Here is a 16,160-nt window from a genome sequence, read left to right as displayed (position 1 = left end):
CGGGGCACGAAGGCGGCGCGAAGCGCTCAGGCGTGGGTGCGAAAGCGCTCGGGCGCGGGTGCGCGGGCGCTTTGGCGGGGGCGCGTGAGCGCTCGGTGCCGGGGTAGGTGCCTAGAAGGACGTCGCGAACGGCGTCGGCGCGATGCGGTTAGGCGAGGTCCATGCGGTAGACGGCCACCTGCATCATCCCCTTCGGGGTCTCCTTGGTGCTCGCGTACTCGTCCGCGGCCTGGCCCGCCGTCCTCCGTCGGGGCTCCCTTGCGCACGCCACGCGGCACCGGCGCCCATTCAACGCAAGATCACCAGGGGGCGTCAAGCGGCGGTGGCGGGAGCGACCCAGATCACTTCTTGGTACCCCCGGGGGTATATGTGCTACGTTGAGGGCGTTGGGATACCCCCGGGGGTAAAAAGGTGACCGCAAGGAGGCGGGATCGTGTTCTTCGTCGAGACCCTTGAGCTGGAGGGCCTGGGCAACCGCAGCTACCTGGCCGGCGGGCCGCGTGCCGCGGTGGTCGTGGACCCGCCGCGCGACATCGACCAGGTGATCGCGGCGGCGGCCCGGCGCGGGGTGCGGGTCGCCTACGTCGCCGAGACGCACGTCCACAACGACTACGTCACCGGCGGCCTCGATCTGGCCCGCATCGCCGGAGCCGGATACCTGGTGCCCGCCGCCGCGGACGTCGCCTACGCGCGGATCCCGGTCGCCGACGGCGACACGGTGGAGCTGGACGAGGGCCTGGTGCTGCGCGCCGTCGCCACGCCCGGCCACACCCCGCACCACACCTCCTACGTCCTGGAGGAGGACGGACGGGCCGTCGCGGCCTTCACCGGCGGCTCGCTGCTGATCGGCTCCGTCGGACGCCCCGACCTGGTCGAGCCGCGCCTGACCGAGCAGCTGGCCCGGGCGCAGTACGCGTCCGTCCGGCGGCTGGCCGACGAGCTGGCCGACGAGGTCACCGTCCTGCCCACGCACGGCTTCGGCAGCTTCTGCTCGTCCTCGCAGGCCGAGGGCGACACGACGACCATCGGCCTGGAGCGCGCCCGGAACGCGGCGCTGACCAAGGACGTCGACACCTTCGTCGCCGAGATGCTCGCCGGGCTGGACGACATCCCCGCCTACTACGCCCACATGGGCCCGGTGAACGCCGCGGGCCCGGCCCCGGTGGACCTCACGCCCGTGCGCCGAGCCGACGCCGCGGAGATCGCCGCGCGTCTGGCGGCGGGGGAGTGGGTCGTCGACCTGCGCAACCGCGTCGCCTTCGCCGCGGGCCACGTCGCCGGATCGTTCAACTTCGAGGGCGACGGCAAGCTCGCCACCTACCTCGCCTGGCTGATCCCGTGGGGCCGTCCCGTCACGCTGCTCGGCGAGAACGCCGAGCAGATCGCGGACGCCCAGCGCGAGCTGGCCCGGGTCGGCATCGACCGTCCGGCCGCCGCCGCGACCGGCGGACCGGCCGACTGGATCGTCGACGGCGACAAGCCGCGGTCCTTCGCCCGCGCCACCTTCGCCGACCTCGCCGCCGCGCTGCGCGACGGCGGGCAGCGGCCGGTCGTCCTGGACGTCCGCCGCGACTCCGAGCGGGAACTCGGCTTCGTCGAGGGCTCGGTGCACATCCCCATCCACGAGCTGCGCCGCCGCACGGACGAGATCCCGGCGGGCGAGGTCTGGGTGCACTGCGCGGGCGGGCTGCGGGCCGCGACGGCCGCGTCCCTGCTGGACGCCGCGGGCCGCCAGGTCGTGGCCGTCGACGACGGCTTCGACTCCGCCGTGGACGCCGGGCTCACCGTCACCCCGGCCGACGGCCTTCGCTGACCAGAGACAGGAGGACAACACCATGATCTTCGGAAACCTTTTCGGCTCCTCGGGCGGAAGCCGGATCTCCGCCAAGCAGGCGCAGCAGCGCGTCGCGGACGGCCAGGCCGTCCTCGTCGACGTGCGTGAGGCGGTCGAGTGGAACGCGGGGCACGCGCCCGGCGCCGTGCACGTGCCGCTCAGCCGCCTCGCCGGCGGGGGCCAGCTGCCCGCCTCCGCGCGGAACAAGCCGGTCGTGCTCATCTGTCGCTCGGGCAACCGGTCCCGGCAGGCCGCCCAGATCCTCACCGGCCGCGGCGTCGACGCCGTCGACGTGACGGGCGGCATGTCCGCCTGGGCACGTGAGGGATTCCCGGTCACCGGCCCCGGCGGGCGACCCGGCATGGTGGCATGACCACTCTGATCCTGGCCCTGGGCTGCGGAGCCGTCGCGGGGCTGGTGCTGGGCGCGCTCGGCGCGGGGGGCAGCATGCTCACCGTGCCCGCGCTGGTCTACCTGCTCGGGTTCACCCCGTCGGACGCCACCACCGCCAGCCTCGTCATCGTCGCCGTGACCTCGATCACCGCCCTCGTCACGCACGCCCGCGCGGGCAACGTGCGCTGGAAGGCGGGGACGCTGTTCGCGGTGGCCGGGATCGTCCCCGCCGCGGTGGCGGGGCTCGCGGCGGCACGCCTGCCGCAGGCCGTCCTCACCGCCGCCTTCGCGCTGGTCGCGGGATTCGCGGCCGTCCGCATGCTCCGCGCGACCTCCGCACCCGAGCCCGAGCCCGAGCCCGAGCCTGCGCCTGCGCTGGCGCTGGCGCTGGCGCCCGAGCGTGCGCTCGTATCCGTGTCCGCGTCCAGCGGCGAGGGTGCAGGCGGAAACGAGGATGGCGGGACGTCCGAGGCGCGCACCGGTACGGTCGCCGCCTCGGGCGGGACGCCGGAGGCGCACCCGGGCAAGGCCGCCGCCACCGGCGCCGGGCTGGGCGCGCTGACCGGGCTGCTCGGCGTCGGCGGCGGGTTCCTCGCCGTCCCCGCGCTGGTCACCCGGCTCGCCTTCCCCATGAAGGCGGCGATCGGCACGAGCCTGCTGGTCATCGCGGTGAACGCGCTGGCGTCCCTGACCATGCGCGGCGCGGCCGCGTCCTCCCTCGACTGGGCGACGATCGTCCCCTTCGCCGCGGCCGCGATCCTCGCCGCCCGGGACGGACGGCGCGTCGCGTCCCGGCTCTCCGGACGGCTCCTGCAGCGCGGCTTCGCGTTCATGCTCCTGGCGGTCGCGGGCGTGATGCTCGTCGACGCCCTCTTCTGACCCTCGTGCCGCCGTTCCGCCGCGTTCGGCGGCACCGCTGTTTCCAACCCCCCTTGTCGGAATACCCCTGCCCGTATCCTACGGTTGGCCCGACACCCCGGAAAGAAAGAGATCTCCACACCATGGCCATCACGCCCATCACTCCCGAGCAGGCCCAGACCCGCTTCTCCGAGTGGACCGTCGTCGACGTCCGCACCCCCGGCGAGTTCGCCTCCGGGCACCTGCCGGGCGCCCACAACGTCCCGCTGGACAGCCTCGACAAGGCGCTCGACGCGCTCAAGGCCGCCGCCGCGCGCGGCCCGCTGCTGGTCGTGTGCGCGTCCGGGGCCCGGTCCGGCCAGGCGTGCGAGCGGCTGTCGGCGCTCGGCATCGAGGTGGCCACCCTTTCCGGCGGCACCCAGGCGTGGGCCGAGGGCGGACGCGACGTCAACAAGCCGGGCCAGGGCCGCGAGATCTGGGCGATGGACCGCCAGGTCCGGTTCACGGCCGGTTCCCTCGTGCTGGCCGGGGCCGTCGCGGGCGCGTTCTGGAAGCCGGCCCTCATCGTGTCCGGCGGTGTCGCCGCGGGGCTGGTCTACTCGGCCGTCTCGAACAGCTGCGCCATGGCCGCGATGCTCTCCAAGCTCCCGTTCAACCGTCCCCGCACGGGTGACCTCGACGCCACCCTCGCCGCCCTCAAGGGCTGACGAACCCGGGAACGCGTAAGGGCGGCGGCGCGGGGAGCCGGAGAACGGCACCCGCGCCGCCGCCCTTCGTGTTCCGGACGGCGTCCGGTTCCTACGCCTCGGCCGCGGCGACGGCCGGGGTCGCCTTCGGCGCGGGCTTCCGGGTCTCGACGCCGAACACGGCCACCGCGATGACCGCGAGGGCGAGCGGGATGACGCCGAGCAGCGCGGTGAGCCCGATGGACGGCGCGGCGATGCCCGCGACCAGCATGATCGTCACCAGGACGCCGCCGAGCTTGCCGACGCCGGCCGACAGGCCCGAGCCGCGCGAGCGGATCCGGGTCGGGTAGATCTCGGAGCTGTAGGCGGCCAGGATGGACGCGATGACGCTCGTCCCGACGATCGGCCCGGCGAGCAGCACGTACAGCCAGTCGCGGTGCTTGGCCAGGTCGTCCCCGGCGAAGGTCAGCACCCCGAGCGCGACGGCGACCAGGGCCGTGAACAGGATGATCGTCTTCTTCGCGCTCCACAGCCCGTAGAGGGCGGCGGCGAGGAAGACCAGCGGCAGGCCGAGCAGGGCGGAGTCGCGCAGCGCCTTGTCCGCGGTGGCCTGGGCGAGCCCGAGCTTCTGCAGGTTGGACGGGATCCACAGCTGGAAGCCGTAGGTGACCAGGCCGATGCCGAGGCCGAGCACGACGACCGCGGAGGTGAGGCCGGCGAACGGCGGGCGGAACAGCCGTCCGAACCCGCCGTGCCCGTCCGCTCCGTCCTCGGTCTCCGGCTCCGGCTCGGTGGCCTCGACCAGGGACGCGCCGTAGCGGGCCATGACGGCGCGGGCCTCCTCCTCGCGTCCGTGCGAGAGCAGGAAGCGCGGCGACTCGGGGATCCAGTGGTTCAGCAGGATCAGCGTCACGCCGGTCGGCATGCCCGCCAGCCACAGGATGCGCCACGAGTAGGTCGGGACGAGCGAGGCCGACATCCAGCTGGTGACGACGTAGGCGAGCGCGAGCGTGCCGCCGATGAGCACCATCAGCCAGCCGCGGTGCCGTCCGGGGATCGTCTCGGCGAGCAGCGAGAACGTGATCGGCAGCATGCCGCCGGCGCCCGCGCCCATCAGGAAGCACATGGCCAGGTTCCAGCCGAAGGACGGCATGGCGCCGCACGTCGCCGTGGTCACGAACAGGACCCCGGCGAACAGGATGGACGCGCGGCGTCCGATGCGGTCGCCCAGCCAGCCCCACAGGAACGAACCCACCGCGGTGCCGGTGAGCCCGAAGAACGGCAGCAGCGCCACGGGCAGGTGGCCGTGCGGGTTGAGGGCCGACTTCAGCCCGTACTCCTTGGCCACGCCCGGCGCGGTGAACCCGAGCGAGATCGGCTTCATGGCGTCGATGGTGACGGCCGCGGTCAGGACGAGGATCAGCGCGATGTGCGCCGGGCGCAGCTTGGAGTCGCCCTCGGCGCGGACGCGCAGCTCCGGGGGCGGGGCGTTCTTCAGGAAGTCGCGCGGGACCAGGCCGTAGCCGACGGCCACCAGCCCGAGCACGATCAGGACCATCCCGATCATCATCGGGGTGTCCATCGGCATTCCGGCCAGGTGGTAGTGCATGTCCTTGGCGTCGAGGTACATCGGCAGGTGCAGGAGCACACCCGCGACGCAGGCGACGAAACCGCCCCAGAAGAAGAGCGGGTGAGCATAGGCAGTGCTGCCGCTCGAAGAGCGTGCGCGCATGGCGTGTGGTCGTCCTTCCGGACTAGGGGGAATGGCCAGATGCGGGGTGCGAACCTGAGGTGGTGCGAACCTGCGATGCCGCTGGTGCAGGCGGTGATACGGAGATCGGACGCGCGATCAGGGTTCTCGGTTCGACTCGAATCTGAACGTTCTGGACACGCCGATCCGCGCGACCGTTCCCGGGGCCAGCGGCACCGGGGTGTCGGCGGCGATCCGCTCGAAGTCGGCCGCGTGGGGAAGCTTCACCGCGGTGCCGTTGACCGATCCCAGGTCGACCAGGCGCACCTGCCAGCCGTCCAAGGAGATCAGGGTGTGCCGCCGGGAGATCGAGCCGTCGTCGTCGGTCAGCCGCATCGGCATCGCGCGCTTCTCGGCGACCTCGGGCGCGTGCCGCGGCTCGCGTCCGATGAGCAGGTCCGCGACCAGCGGGACGGTCTGCCCGTCGTCGACGAGCAGCACGCCGAGCGGCGGCCGCGGCCCCTTGAAGGGCGCGAGCGTCGCCTGCATCATCGAGATCCCGCAGACCGCGCAGTAGCGCGCCCGGGGATCGTTGAAGTGGTGGTTCTTGCAGTTCACGCCCAGCACATGCGGCGGCTCGAGCACGGAACGCCCCGACGACGAACCCGACCCTGGCTTCGCGGCGGGCGCGGCGGAAGGAGACGCCGAGGGGGAGACCGAGAGGCCCGCGCCGCCCTGCATACCCGGCGAGCTCGCGCGGGGGGAGGTGGGGGATTTCGGGCGGGCGGCGGCCCCGGCTCCCGCGACCGGGATCCCGAGCCCGGGCCCGGGCGACGCGGACGGCGACGGCGACGCCGACGGCGCGATCTTGTGCTCGATGCGCGTCCGAGGCGGCTCCGCGGACGACTCCACACGCGTCGCGTCCTGCCGGATCGCTTCCGGACGCTTCGGCTCGGAACGCTTCGGCTCAGGAAGGTTCGGGCGCGCGGCGGACGCGGGCATCGGCAACACGCCCGCCACCCGGCGTCCTGTCTGCGTGATCTGACGCAACCCGCCGCCGTGCACGACGCCCGAGGACAGCCGTAGACGCGGATCGACCTCCCCGGCGCCGGGCAGGACGAGGTCCAGCCGCGCTATCGGTCCGGAGACGGTCCGTTCCGTCCAGTCGTATGAGGCGGTGCCGTCGATCCTCGTCTCCCGGCCGTCGGAGGTGAGGACGCGGGCCTCGGCGCCTCCGCCGACGAGCACCGCGACGCCGCCGTCGGGCGCGGGACCGGCGGCGGCGCAGGCCAGCGGGCCGCTGTCGCCGTCGTCCGCCGTCGACAGCACGCGGATGACCCGCCCGACCAGCTCGCGGCCGCCCTCGCCCGCGGCGGCCGCGTCGGCCAGGGCCGCGAGCAGCCGGTCGACGAAGACCGCCGGGGCCGCCGGGCCGGGACGCGCGCACACCAGCGACAGGTCCCCTTCGCGTGCGACCAGGCCGTCGCCGGGCAGCGGCCGGACGACGGGCTTGGGCGGGACGTCGTCCCGGGGTGGCGCCGTCACAGCAGCCGTCCGCCGCGGAGCCTCCACTGCACGAACGGGACGCGCATCGGTCCGTTGGAGATCAGCCACACGCCGATCCACACGAACACGAACATCGTCACGAACGTGGACACGGCGACCTTGCCGCCGATGCCGGGCACCACGCCGGCGCGCAGCAGCAGGAACATCACCAGCCCCTCGGGCAGGATCGTGACCAGCCCGAACAGCGTCGGCCAGTCCTTGTCCCAGCGGAACTGCATGAGCAGGTGGTACAGCAGCTCCCAGACGATGCCGACGACCGCCACCGCGAGCAGCATGATGTACGCGGTCTTGTAGGTCGCGGCCAGGCTGCCGCCTCCGGTGCCGGGAAGCACCGGGACGATCAGCGCGGTCAGCACCACGCCGACGGTGCCGAGCATGAACAGCCGGGTCTGGATCCGGCCGGCGAGAGTGGGGGTCACCTTCGCACTACTCCCTCTAGATCGAGCGGTTCAGGGCCCACTTCAGCCATTGGTTCGTCGACCGCACCGGGCCGAGCCGCTTGACGAACCCGCGCTTGGCGAGGTCGGCGGCGATGTCCAGCGCGGCGGTCTGCATGCCCATGAAGCTGTCCACGGCGAGGAAGTGGTTCCCGCCGGTGGCGGCGCCGGTCGCGTACAGCGCGCCGTCGCCGCTCGCGGTGCCGAGCACCTCGAAGTTCGTCCCGACGGCGAGCCGCCCGGCGCCGTTGCGCTGCGCGCCGCCGTTGCGGAGCAGGTCGTCCAGCACGCGGTGCTCGGCCATGTCGGCCTCGAGGCCGGTGCAGTCGATGACGAAGTCGGAGACGATCTGGTTGCGGGCGCCGTTGTCGCTGCGGGTGTGGCTGAGCAGGCGCCCGTCCCTGGTGGGTTCGACCTTCTCGACGATCGCCTGGATCGGGTGGTACCAGCCGCCCTGCCTGCCCCGTCCCAGCTGTCCCTGCCAGCGCCGCAGCCGCGGGGTGGTGGTGCCGCCGACGGCCTTGGAGAGCTGCTTGCGCTTCTCGGCGTCCGCGTTCCGGTACTGCGCCTTGAGCTGGCCGCCGAACGCCGACTTGGGGAAGGTGAACGCCTGGTAGGACCAGCCGTCGCCGCCCTTGCGCCGCATGAACACGCCCGGCCCGTGCGCCCCCGTCACGTACGTGCGGAAGATGTGCACGATCTGCGTCTGCAGCCCGAGCCGTTCCTTGTCGTCGATGAGCCGCTGCAGGACGCGCGAGGCGACGATCCCGGCGCCGCGCACCACGACCAGGCCCGGCCGCGCCTTGAGGAACTCGTACACGTGCTCGTGCGGTTCATAGGCGTTGACCACGCGGTGGTAGTCGTTGTAGGTCTCGCGGAACTCCTGCAGGTCGGGCAGGTACTTCAGGCCCGGGTAGCCGACCGCGAGGTGCACGTACCGGGAGCGGATCGCGATCCGCTTGGTGGGCGTCGTCCCGGCGGGCGGGGTGACGAGCGTGAAGTACCCGCCGCCCGCGCGGCGGCGCACCATGCGCACCTGCCCCTGGGCCAGCATGTTCCAGTACCCGATGCGCTCGGCCTCCTTGCGCACCGTCGCGAACACCGTCCCGGCGCGCGGGGCGAAGAAGTCGGCCATCAGCGGCTCGACCAGGACCTGCCACATGAGCGCGGGCGACTTGTCCTGCCACGCCTCGCTCATCGCGTACGAGGGGAAGCCCCACAGGTTGTCGGGACGCGCCCCCGCGTCGGAGCGGATCCGCTCATGCACGGGAATCTGCGACACGCGGGTCAGGTACTCCCAGTTCTGCCACGGCGTCTCGCTGTTGGAGACCACCCGGATCGCCGAGGCGGGCGCCCCCTGGACACGCAGGACGTCCGCCAGGATGAACGAGCCGAGCCCGCCTCCCACCGACACGAACGGCGCGTCGTAGATCGGTATGCCCGCCCCGCCCACCGTCTGGTCGTACCAGACCGGCGATCCGATCAGCTGCGGCGTCAGGTCGCCGTGGGCATGAGCAGTCGACACGTGGTTGTCCCTCGGCAATCCGTCATTCTGGAATATCGCGACATTTTATACAGAACTTATGCCGCCTAAGGGTCAATCCGAAGCTTCGCCCGAGGGTCCGGTGAACCTCCGCGACAGCGTCCGTCCCGATGGCGCTCGGCGCACCTCGTCCGGTCGACATCTTCGACGAAGCGAACCGCCCGCCCGTTCACCACGGACACGTCTTTCTCACCGTCGACCGATGGATGAGTACCTCGCCGACCTCATTCACCGTCCCGCCGACGCTCCCCGTCCTCGCATCACGAGGGCGGGAGCCGGAGCTGGAACACGACGCGGTCGACCGCCGGTCCGTCGTAGTCGGCGACGGGCCCGGCGACGCTGAAGCCCATCGCGGTGTGGAAGGCGATGGAACCATGGTTCTGCGGTGAGGTGATCGCCCTGACCTCCGTGCGCCCCCCGGCCGCGGCCAGCTCGAAGAACTCCTGGTAGAGGCGGCGGGCCAGACCGCTGCCCCGGAGGCGGGGGTCGACGCCGACGAAGTGGATGTAGGCGGCGTCGGGCATCGACGGCGACAGCAGTCCGACGAGGAACCCCGCCAGGCCCTCGTCGTCCTCGGCGACCAGGCTGGTGCGGTGGAAGTGGTCCAGGAACAGGCGGGGCAGGACCGATCGGATCGGCCGTCCCCACCAGTCGTCCACCACGCTGATGATGCGGTCGTGGTCCTCTGGTTCGGCCGGTCGCAGGCGCACGCTCTCGTTCATGATCACGAATCGTCCCGGCAGAGCCCGCCCGCTGTCCAGCGCGTTCGGTGATTCGCGCAGGCCGAAGGGCTGAGGGCCACTGCCACGCAGGGAGGGCATCGACCGGGCGGCGGCCCTCCCGGCGCGCGCCCTACGCCCCAGGACGTAGCGCGAGAGTCGCCCGCCGTACGACGCGCCCCCGCCCGCCGACCGGAAACCCTGACGGCCTGGCGCTGACGCCGCTCACGCGCCGCACGGCCGTCCGGCCAACCCCCGTGGCCCGCGTGATCCGAGCGCTCCAGCCCGGCATGCACGCGGTCGGCGCCTACGGCGAGCACCTCCTGACCGGGAATCCGCCGCGCGGTGAGGTGCGGAAGCTGTTCTTCCCTCCGGCGGTGTCGCTGACCTTGCTCACCCTCGCCACCACCTTGTCCGTCTACAAACCCTGGGGACGGTTCCGCCGCACCTCCAACCGCTGACCCGGTGAGGTCAGTCGTCGCTCGGGAATCTGGCGTCGCCGGCGCGGCGGCGGTCGGCGATCTCGACGAGCTTGGCGATCTGCCCGGCGGGCACGGGGATGCCGGGGGTCTCGAACGTCCAGCGCAGGAACTCCTCGACGTTCATCGCGGGGACGTCGCCGAGGTAGGGGAGGACGTAGGCGGGCGTGTCCGGTTCGCTGCGCCAGCTTTCGGCGAGTGAGCCCATGTCCACCGCGTCGTACCCGAGCACGTCCAGCAAGTGGACGGCCTCCGCCTTGGCGTCCGCGTCGTCGCCGGCGATGGGCAGCGCGCTGCGGTCCGGCGTGTCCGTGGGACGGGCCAGGGTGACGATCTGGTGCGGGGTGATCGAGTTGAACGCCTTGACCACCCGGGAACCCGTGAGGCGCCGCTGCAGCAGAGCGCTGGAGGTCAACTCCGCGTCGTCCAGCTCGGCCAGGTGACCGTCCCGCTCGGGGTAGTAGTTCGCGGTGTCCAGCACCGTCTTGCCGGTCAGGGCCTCAACAGGAAGGTGTTCGAAGGCCGTCAGCGGCACGGCCGCCACCACGAGGTCGGCAGCGCGTGCCGCCTCCGCGGCGGTGGCGGCACGAGCGCCCTCGCCGAGCTCGGCGACGAGGTCGGCGAGCGTCTCCGGACCGCGCGAGTTGCTGAGGACGACCTCCAGCCCGGCCGCGAGGGCCAGCCGCGCCACCGAGGCGCCGATCATTCCGCTGCCGATGAGTCCGAGCGTCTGGGACACGCCTGTCTCCGTTCGAAGAAGTGTCGTGGAGAGCCGGACGCACGTCGGCGTCCGCGCTCACCCGACAGCCTGCGGCGGCCTCGACCACCGAGCCAGGCCCGTGTCCCGCGTACTCACGCCGTGATCACCCGACGGCCGTCCCGACGTAGACTTTCCGCGTGGACGACCGGACCGAGCTGAGCGAGTTCCTCAAGTCACGCCGGGCCCGGCTGCGGCCGCAGGACGTCGGGCTGCGCGACCACGGCCGGGTACGCCGGGTCGCGGGACTGCGGCGCGAGGAGCTGGCCCTGGTGGCGGGCGTCAGCATCGCCCACTACACCCGTCTCGAGCAGGGCAGGGGCGACAGCGTCTCGGACGAGATCCTGGACGCCGTCGGCACGGCGCTCCGCCTGGACACCGACGAGCGGGCCTACCTGCATCAGATCGCGCGTCCCCCGCGGCGCTGCGCGGAGGCCGCCGCATCGCCGGACGTGCCCGCGAGCTTCCACTACCTGCTGGAGTCGTTCGTGATGACGCCCGCGCTGGTGGTCGGGCGGCACGGCCAGATCCTCGGCTGGAACCGGCTCGCCGTGGCGGTGTTCGGCGACTTCCCCACGCTGCCGGAGGACCGGCGCACGCTCTCGCACCTGCTGTTCACAGAGCCGTCCTCGCGCGAGCTGTACGGCACGGGCTGGGAGGACGCGGCACGCGAGCTGGTCGCGCAGCTGCGCGTCCTGTTCGGGGTGTACCGCGGGGACGCCGCGTTCGTGGCGCACATCGCCCGGATGCGGGAGCTGAGCGCGGACTTCGCGCGGCTGTGGGACGAGCGTCCGGTCGCCCGCGCCCAATCCCGGGTGCACGTGCTGCACCATCCGGTCGTCGGCGAGCTGACCCTGCACCGCGAGCTCGTCACGCCGCCCGAGGAGCCGGCGTGCTCCGGGCTGGACCTGTACGTCGCCGAACCGGGCTCGCCGTCCGAGCAGGCCCTGCGGAGACTCGCGACCCGGTGACGGCCGGCCGCTCAGCGGCCGGGGTTCGATGGGGGGAGGCGCAGGCCGGCCAGGTCCGGCGGGACGGGGCGGTCCGGGGGACGCATGACGGGTGCCAGGTCGTCGTCGACCGCGGTGGCGGGTGCGTCCGCGAGGTGGAAGCGGTTGCGCAGGCGTCCGTAGAAGTCGGTGGGTTCCAGGCGGATCAGGCGTACCGGATCGGGGGCCCGGAAGGCGGCGATCCAGTCGCCGGGGTCGAGGACCGCGCGGAGCTCGCCGTCGATGCTGACGGCCGCGCGTCCGGAGTGGGGGAGGATCCGCACGATGACCGCCTCGTCGGGGGCCGCGACGATGGACCGGTCGAAGGGCATGTGCGGCGCGATCGGGGTGAAGACGACGGCGTCCATGTGCGGGGAGAGCACGGGGCCGCCGGCGGAGAAGCTGTAGGCGGTGGAACCGGTGGGCGTGGCGATGGCGAGGGCGTCGGCCGAGTACGAGGCCAGCAGCCTTCCGGCGAGGTACACGCCCGCGCTGACCTGGTGGTCGCGGGCGAGTTTCTCCACGACGACGTCGTTGAGGGCGTTGACGTCCAGGGCGACCCCCCAGTCCTCGGCCCTGGCGCTCGCCGGGCGGACGTCCGGGGGCGGCAGCGCCGGCACGCGGCCGTAGTGGAGCAGGGACTCCATGTCCGCGGGCATCTGCGGCGGTCGCGACGCGCGCATGGTCAGCGTCATGCGGTCCTCCACCAGGGCGCGGCCCGCGTGGACGGCGTCCAGGGCGGCGCCGGTGGCGTCCGCGGGCACCTCGGTGAGGAACCCGACGCGTCCTCCCGCGTCGACGCCGAGCACGCAGGCGCCGATCTTCACCGCGATGCGGGCGCCGCGCAAGAACGTCCCGTCGCCGCCGAGGGTGACCACCAGGTCCGGGTCCCCGGCCGCGTGCGCCTCCTCGCGTCCCGAGCGGCGCTGGTGGTCCTCGGACCAGACGTCGATCTCGGTGCAGGTGACCCCGTTGGCCCCGCACCAGGCGTGCACCGTGTCGGCGGCGTCCACGGCCGCGCCGCGACCCCGGTGGACGACCAGTCCGATCCGCTGGACGGGCATGCGAAACCTGATCCTCTCCCGCGCCTGCCGGCCTCGCGACCGTCGGCCTCGCGTTCGCCGGGAACGTCCCCCGCCGGATGCCCCGGCGAACGCGCCGACGCCGATTCTTGGGGATCGCTTGATCCCGGAGGCTCGGGTCAGAGGCCGAGGCCGCGGCGTCCGGTGGTGTTGAGGTCGGCCTCCTGGAAGCGGTCGGGCCAGGAGCGCTCGTAGTTCTCGTCCGGGAAGTCGGACGGGCTGGAGCCGGTGGCGAACGCGTCGCGGACGCTCGCGGCGTAGCGCTCGTTGCGCGGGCACCACGGCGCGGCCGGGATGTACATGACGTTGCCCCAGCCCTCCTGGCCGGTGACCGGCGCGACGCTGTGGATCATGTCGCAGTGCCACCAGACCGAGTCCCCGGCGCGGACGTCCGGGATGCCGGTGAGGGCCTTCATGAGCAGCGGGTGCCACCGCTCGCTCGCCGGGAAGACCTGGTTGACGGTGACGCCGCACATGTCGTCCTCGGGGACGTCCGGCAGCAGCGGGCGCAGCAGCAGGTAGGCCATCGCGCCGGGGATCGGGACGGTGTGCAGGACGCCCTGGTCGTGGTCCATGTCCGACAGGGCCGTCCAGCCCTGGAAGGTGCGGAAGGCCGAGCACATGGTGGTGCCGGGGTACTGCGGGCCGTCGGTGCGGTGCGCGGCGTCCCACGGGTCGTACCGCTCGACCGTGCCGTCGAACAGGTGCCGGAAGGCCCGCTGGTAGGCGGAGGTCATCCACAGGTCGAGCGTGCCCGGGTCCAGGTGGGTGCCGAGGCCGCCCGAGTCGGTGCCGGGCGGGCGGCGGCGGATCCGGTCGGGGTAGAGCGAGTCGCGGTCGGGGTCGAACCACTGGACGCCCTCGGACCCGTGCTTCCACCGCGCGTTCAGGAACCCCTGGACGCGTGCCATCCGGTCGCTCTGGCGCGCCTGCATCTGCGCGTGGGACCAGTAGACCGGGTAGATCTCCGGCTTGGACCCGACGCTGCCGAAGAAGTCGTCGCCCGGCCCGCGGTACGCCTCGCGGAAGCCGTTGCGCTCGGTGTAGTCGACGATGTCGCGGTCCCAGGCGAGGGCCTGCTCGCGCGGGAAGTGGCCGCGGACGACCAGGCAGCCGCGCCGCCGCAGCGCCCGGACGGTCGCGTCCGGCACGGTTCCGGCCTCGATGTCGGCGTAGTCGACGACCGGCCAGACCTCCTCGCCCCGCTCGCGCGCCACGGTGATGTCGGCGACCTCGGCCTCCATGGCCCGCTCGACGACGGCGAAGACCTCCTCGACGGTCCGTCCCGAGGCGGCGATCCGGGCCCGCAAAGCCCGCTTGATCTGCCGGATCGCGCCGGGCAGGTCGTCCGGGGTCTCCTCCCAGTGGGGCAGCGGCGGGGGCGCCGGGTCGGCGGGGCTGGGCGCGGCGGCGGGGGTGGTCACTGCGGCGGCCTCCTTCAAGGTAGGACTCCTTACTAGAAAACGGACACTACGCCCGCGAGTCCCTTCCAGGCAAGGCCGCTTACTAGAATCCCCGGTCATGACCGCCTCGAAGCCCACCCTGGACCTGGTCCGGAACGTGACGGACGAGCACGTCCTGCGCGCGCTCATCCGGCACCGGCGGATGACCCGGGCGGAGCTCGCGGCCGAGACGGGCGTCTCCCGGCCGACGGCGGGCGAGAGTGTCCGGCGGCTGGTCGAGGCGGGCCTGGTCGTCGACTCGGGGGAACGCACGCCCGGCGGACGCGGACGCGGCCGGGTCGGCTCCTACTACGCCCTCGCCGACACCACCCGGACGGCCTGGGCGATCAGCATCGCCCCCGAGGCCGTCGTCGCCGAGGCCGTCGACGTCTACGGCGAAACGGTCGGCCGCGCGGCGGAGGGCTCCGGGCCGTCCGCCGCGCCCGACGACGTCGCCGCGGCCCTGCGGGCCGTCGCCGAGCGCCTCGCCGCCGATTCGGGACCCGCCGCGCTCGCCGTGGTGAGCGCCGCGGATCCGGTCGACCGCGCCACCGGACGCCTCGTCCACCTGCCCGACGCGCACTTCCTGATCGGCGAACTCGACCCGCCCGGCGTCCTCGCCGGGCACGTCGCGGGCCCGGTGACCGTGGACAACGACGTCAACTGGGCGGCTCGCGCGGAGCTCGCCGCGAGCCCCGGCGGCGACACCTTCGCCTACCTCTACCTGGGCGAGGGATTGGGCTGCGCGATCGTGAGCGACGGATGCGTCCTGCGCGGCGACCGCGGCCTCGCGGGCGAGGTCTCCCACCTCGTCACCACCGGCCCGGAGGGACGGGCCGTCGCGCTGATCGAGGTCTTCGGCCTGCTCGGCCTGCGGCATCCCGGCTCCACTGCCATCGACCCCGAACGGCTCCTGGAGACGGCGACCGGCTCCGCCACGGTCCGCGCGGCGCTCGCCGAGGCGGTCGGCGGCGCGCTCACCGCCATCGCCTCGCTCATCGACCCCGAGTACATCGTCGTCGGCGGTCCGTGGGGTCAGAACCCGGACATCTTCCACGCCCTCCGGGACGCGACGTCCCGCAACCCCCGCGTCCCGGTCCTGCGCCCGGCGTCGGTCCCGTCCGCGGCGTTCACCGCCCTCCGCGCCGCCGCCCTGACCGGCCTGCGCGACAGCATCGTCACCGCGCCCCGCTGACGCGACGTCCGGCGTCCCGGGACGGCCGGGCGCCCGGTGTCAGCGGCTGCTCCACCGGAAGCGGGTCCAGCCGCCGACGGGTTCGGCGCCGAGGCGGCGGTAGAAGCCCTCGGCCCCCTGGTTGCCGTGCGCGACGTCCCATTCGACGCGTCCGTCCGTGAGGGACCGCAGGGTGTTCAGCAGTTCGCGGCCGAGACCGTAGCGGCGGTGCTCGGGCCTGACGTACAGGTCCTCCAGCCAGATCCCGGAACGGGTCTCCCAGGACGAGAAGGTCGGGTACCAGAGGGCGAGCCCGGCGACCGTGCCGGGGACGTCCGGAGGTGAGGCGACATGGGCCCGGATGACCGGGTCCTCGCCGAACAGCGCGTCGTGGGTGCGCCGCCGGTGCAGCCGCATCAGGTCGACCGCGCCCTCGTGCTCCGCGTGGTCGAGCAGGAGCGCGCAGATCTCCTCGAAGTCGCCGGGCTCGGCGGGACGGACGGGCATGGGT

The 16,160-nt window shown here is 73.2% G+C and carries 16 protein-coding genes; 7 read left to right on the top strand and 9 right to left on the bottom strand.

Features of this window, described 5'->3' with window-relative positions; genetic code table 11:
* Nucleotides 1-433: 433 nt before the first annotated feature.
* The 4 genes from AB0L06_RS34875 (at nucleotide 434) to AB0L06_RS34860 (ending at nucleotide 3,792) form a co-directional block, all read left to right on the top strand.
* Nucleotides 434-1,813 carry an MBL fold metallo-hydrolase gene (locus tag AB0L06_RS34875; RefSeq protein WP_500235437.1) on the top strand — a complete coding sequence of 460 codons (1,380 nt, stop codon included), beginning with the start codon at nucleotides 434-436 and terminating at the stop codon, nucleotides 1,811-1,813.
* A 22-nt stretch (nucleotides 1,814-1,835) separates the two neighbouring features.
* A complete protein-coding gene (locus AB0L06_RS34870; protein ID WP_500235436.1) occupies nucleotides 1,836-2,207 on the top strand; it encodes a rhodanese-like domain-containing protein in 372 nt (123 codons plus the stop codon).
* Entirely contained in the window at nucleotides 2,204-3,106 is a 903-nt protein-coding gene (locus tag AB0L06_RS34865) for a sulfite exporter TauE/SafE family protein (RefSeq protein WP_500235435.1), read from the top strand. Before AB0L06_RS34870 ends, AB0L06_RS34865 begins: the two co-directional genes overlap by 4 nt.
* Before the next feature lie 122 nt (nucleotides 3,107-3,228).
* Nucleotides 3,229-3,792, top strand: a complete 564-nt coding sequence (locus AB0L06_RS34860) for a rhodanese-like domain-containing protein (protein ID WP_500235434.1) — start codon at nucleotides 3,229-3,231, stop codon at nucleotides 3,790-3,792.
* A gap of 91 nt (nucleotides 3,793-3,883) precedes the next feature.
* Here AB0L06_RS34860 and AB0L06_RS34855 read toward each other — a convergent pair whose 3' ends face one another.
* The 5 genes from AB0L06_RS34855 to AB0L06_RS34835 form a co-directional block, all read right to left on the bottom strand.
* Nucleotides 3,884-5,503 (bottom strand): MFS transporter, encoded by a 1,620-nt coding sequence (locus AB0L06_RS34855; RefSeq protein ID WP_500235433.1) that lies wholly within the window; start codon nucleotides 5,501-5,503, stop codon nucleotides 3,884-3,886.
* 117 nt (nucleotides 5,504-5,620) lie between these two features.
* Nucleotides 5,621-7,006 (bottom strand): FHA domain-containing protein, encoded by a 1,386-nt coding sequence (locus AB0L06_RS34850; RefSeq protein WP_500235432.1) that lies wholly within the window; start codon nucleotides 7,004-7,006, stop codon nucleotides 5,621-5,623.
* A complete protein-coding gene (locus AB0L06_RS34845) occupies nucleotides 7,003-7,446 on the bottom strand; it encodes a hypothetical protein (RefSeq protein WP_500235431.1) in 444 nt (147 codons plus the stop codon). Before AB0L06_RS34845 ends, AB0L06_RS34850 begins: the two co-directional genes overlap by 4 nt.
* A gap of 16 nt (nucleotides 7,447-7,462) precedes the next feature.
* Nucleotides 7,463-8,989, bottom strand: a complete 1,527-nt coding sequence (locus AB0L06_RS34840) for a hypothetical protein (protein WP_500235430.1) — start codon at nucleotides 8,987-8,989, stop codon at nucleotides 7,463-7,465.
* Nucleotides 8,990-9,267: 278 nt separating this feature from the next.
* On the bottom strand, nucleotides 9,268-9,729 hold the full coding sequence (locus AB0L06_RS34835; protein WP_500235429.1) for a GNAT family N-acetyltransferase: 462 nt from the start codon (nucleotides 9,727-9,729) through the stop codon (nucleotides 9,268-9,270).
* Nucleotides 9,730-9,992: 263 nt separating this feature from the next.
* Between AB0L06_RS34835 and AB0L06_RS34830 the strand changes: the two genes are divergently transcribed.
* Nucleotides 9,993-10,187, top strand: coding sequence for a hypothetical protein (locus tag AB0L06_RS34830; protein WP_500235428.1), 195 nt, complete (start codon nucleotides 9,993-9,995; stop codon nucleotides 10,185-10,187).
* Between the two features lie 10 nt (nucleotides 10,188-10,197).
* On the opposite strand, the gene AB0L06_RS34825 is transcribed toward AB0L06_RS34830, so the two are convergent.
* Entirely contained in the window at nucleotides 10,198-10,944 is a 747-nt protein-coding gene (locus AB0L06_RS34825; protein WP_500235427.1) for an NADPH-dependent F420 reductase, read from the bottom strand.
* A 158-nt stretch (nucleotides 10,945-11,102) separates the two neighbouring features.
* Between AB0L06_RS34825 and AB0L06_RS34820 the strand changes: the two genes are divergently transcribed.
* Complete coding sequence (locus AB0L06_RS34820; protein ID WP_500235426.1) at nucleotides 11,103-11,933, top strand: helix-turn-helix domain-containing protein; 831 nt, start codon at nucleotides 11,103-11,105, stop codon at nucleotides 11,931-11,933.
* Between the two features lie 11 nt (nucleotides 11,934-11,944).
* Here AB0L06_RS34820 and AB0L06_RS34815 read toward each other — a convergent pair whose 3' ends face one another.
* Both AB0L06_RS34815 and AB0L06_RS34810 read right to left on the bottom strand, forming a co-directional pair.
* Nucleotides 11,945-13,015: an NAD(+)/NADH kinase gene (locus AB0L06_RS34815; protein ID WP_500235425.1), complete on the bottom strand. Its 1,071-nt coding sequence runs from the start codon at nucleotides 13,013-13,015 to the stop codon at nucleotides 11,945-11,947.
* A gap of 137 nt (nucleotides 13,016-13,152) precedes the next feature.
* Entirely contained in the window at nucleotides 13,153-14,457 is a 1,305-nt protein-coding gene (locus AB0L06_RS34810) for a DUF1479 domain-containing protein (RefSeq protein ID WP_500235424.1), read from the bottom strand.
* 97 nt (nucleotides 14,458-14,554) lie between these two features.
* Here AB0L06_RS34810 and AB0L06_RS34805 point away from each other — a divergent pair, with 97 nt between their 5' ends.
* Entirely contained in the window at nucleotides 14,555-15,670 is a 1,116-nt protein-coding gene (locus AB0L06_RS34805) for an ROK family transcriptional regulator (RefSeq protein ID WP_500235423.1), read from the top strand.
* Nucleotides 15,671-15,709: 39 nt separating this feature from the next.
* Here AB0L06_RS34805 and AB0L06_RS34800 read toward each other — a convergent pair whose 3' ends face one another.
* Nucleotides 15,710-16,156, bottom strand: a complete 447-nt coding sequence (locus AB0L06_RS34800) for a GNAT family N-acetyltransferase (RefSeq protein ID WP_500235422.1) — start codon at nucleotides 16,154-16,156, stop codon at nucleotides 15,710-15,712.
* Nucleotides 16,157-16,160 lie beyond the last annotated feature (4 nt).

It is taken from the genome of Spirillospora sp. NPDC052269, from assembly GCF_040679435.1.
Classification (GTDB): domain Bacteria; phylum Actinomycetota; class Actinomycetes; order Streptosporangiales; family Streptosporangiaceae; genus Spirillospora.
The sequence above is the reverse complement of the archived record's forward strand: the minus strand, read 5'-3'. Positions and strand labels throughout refer to the sequence as shown.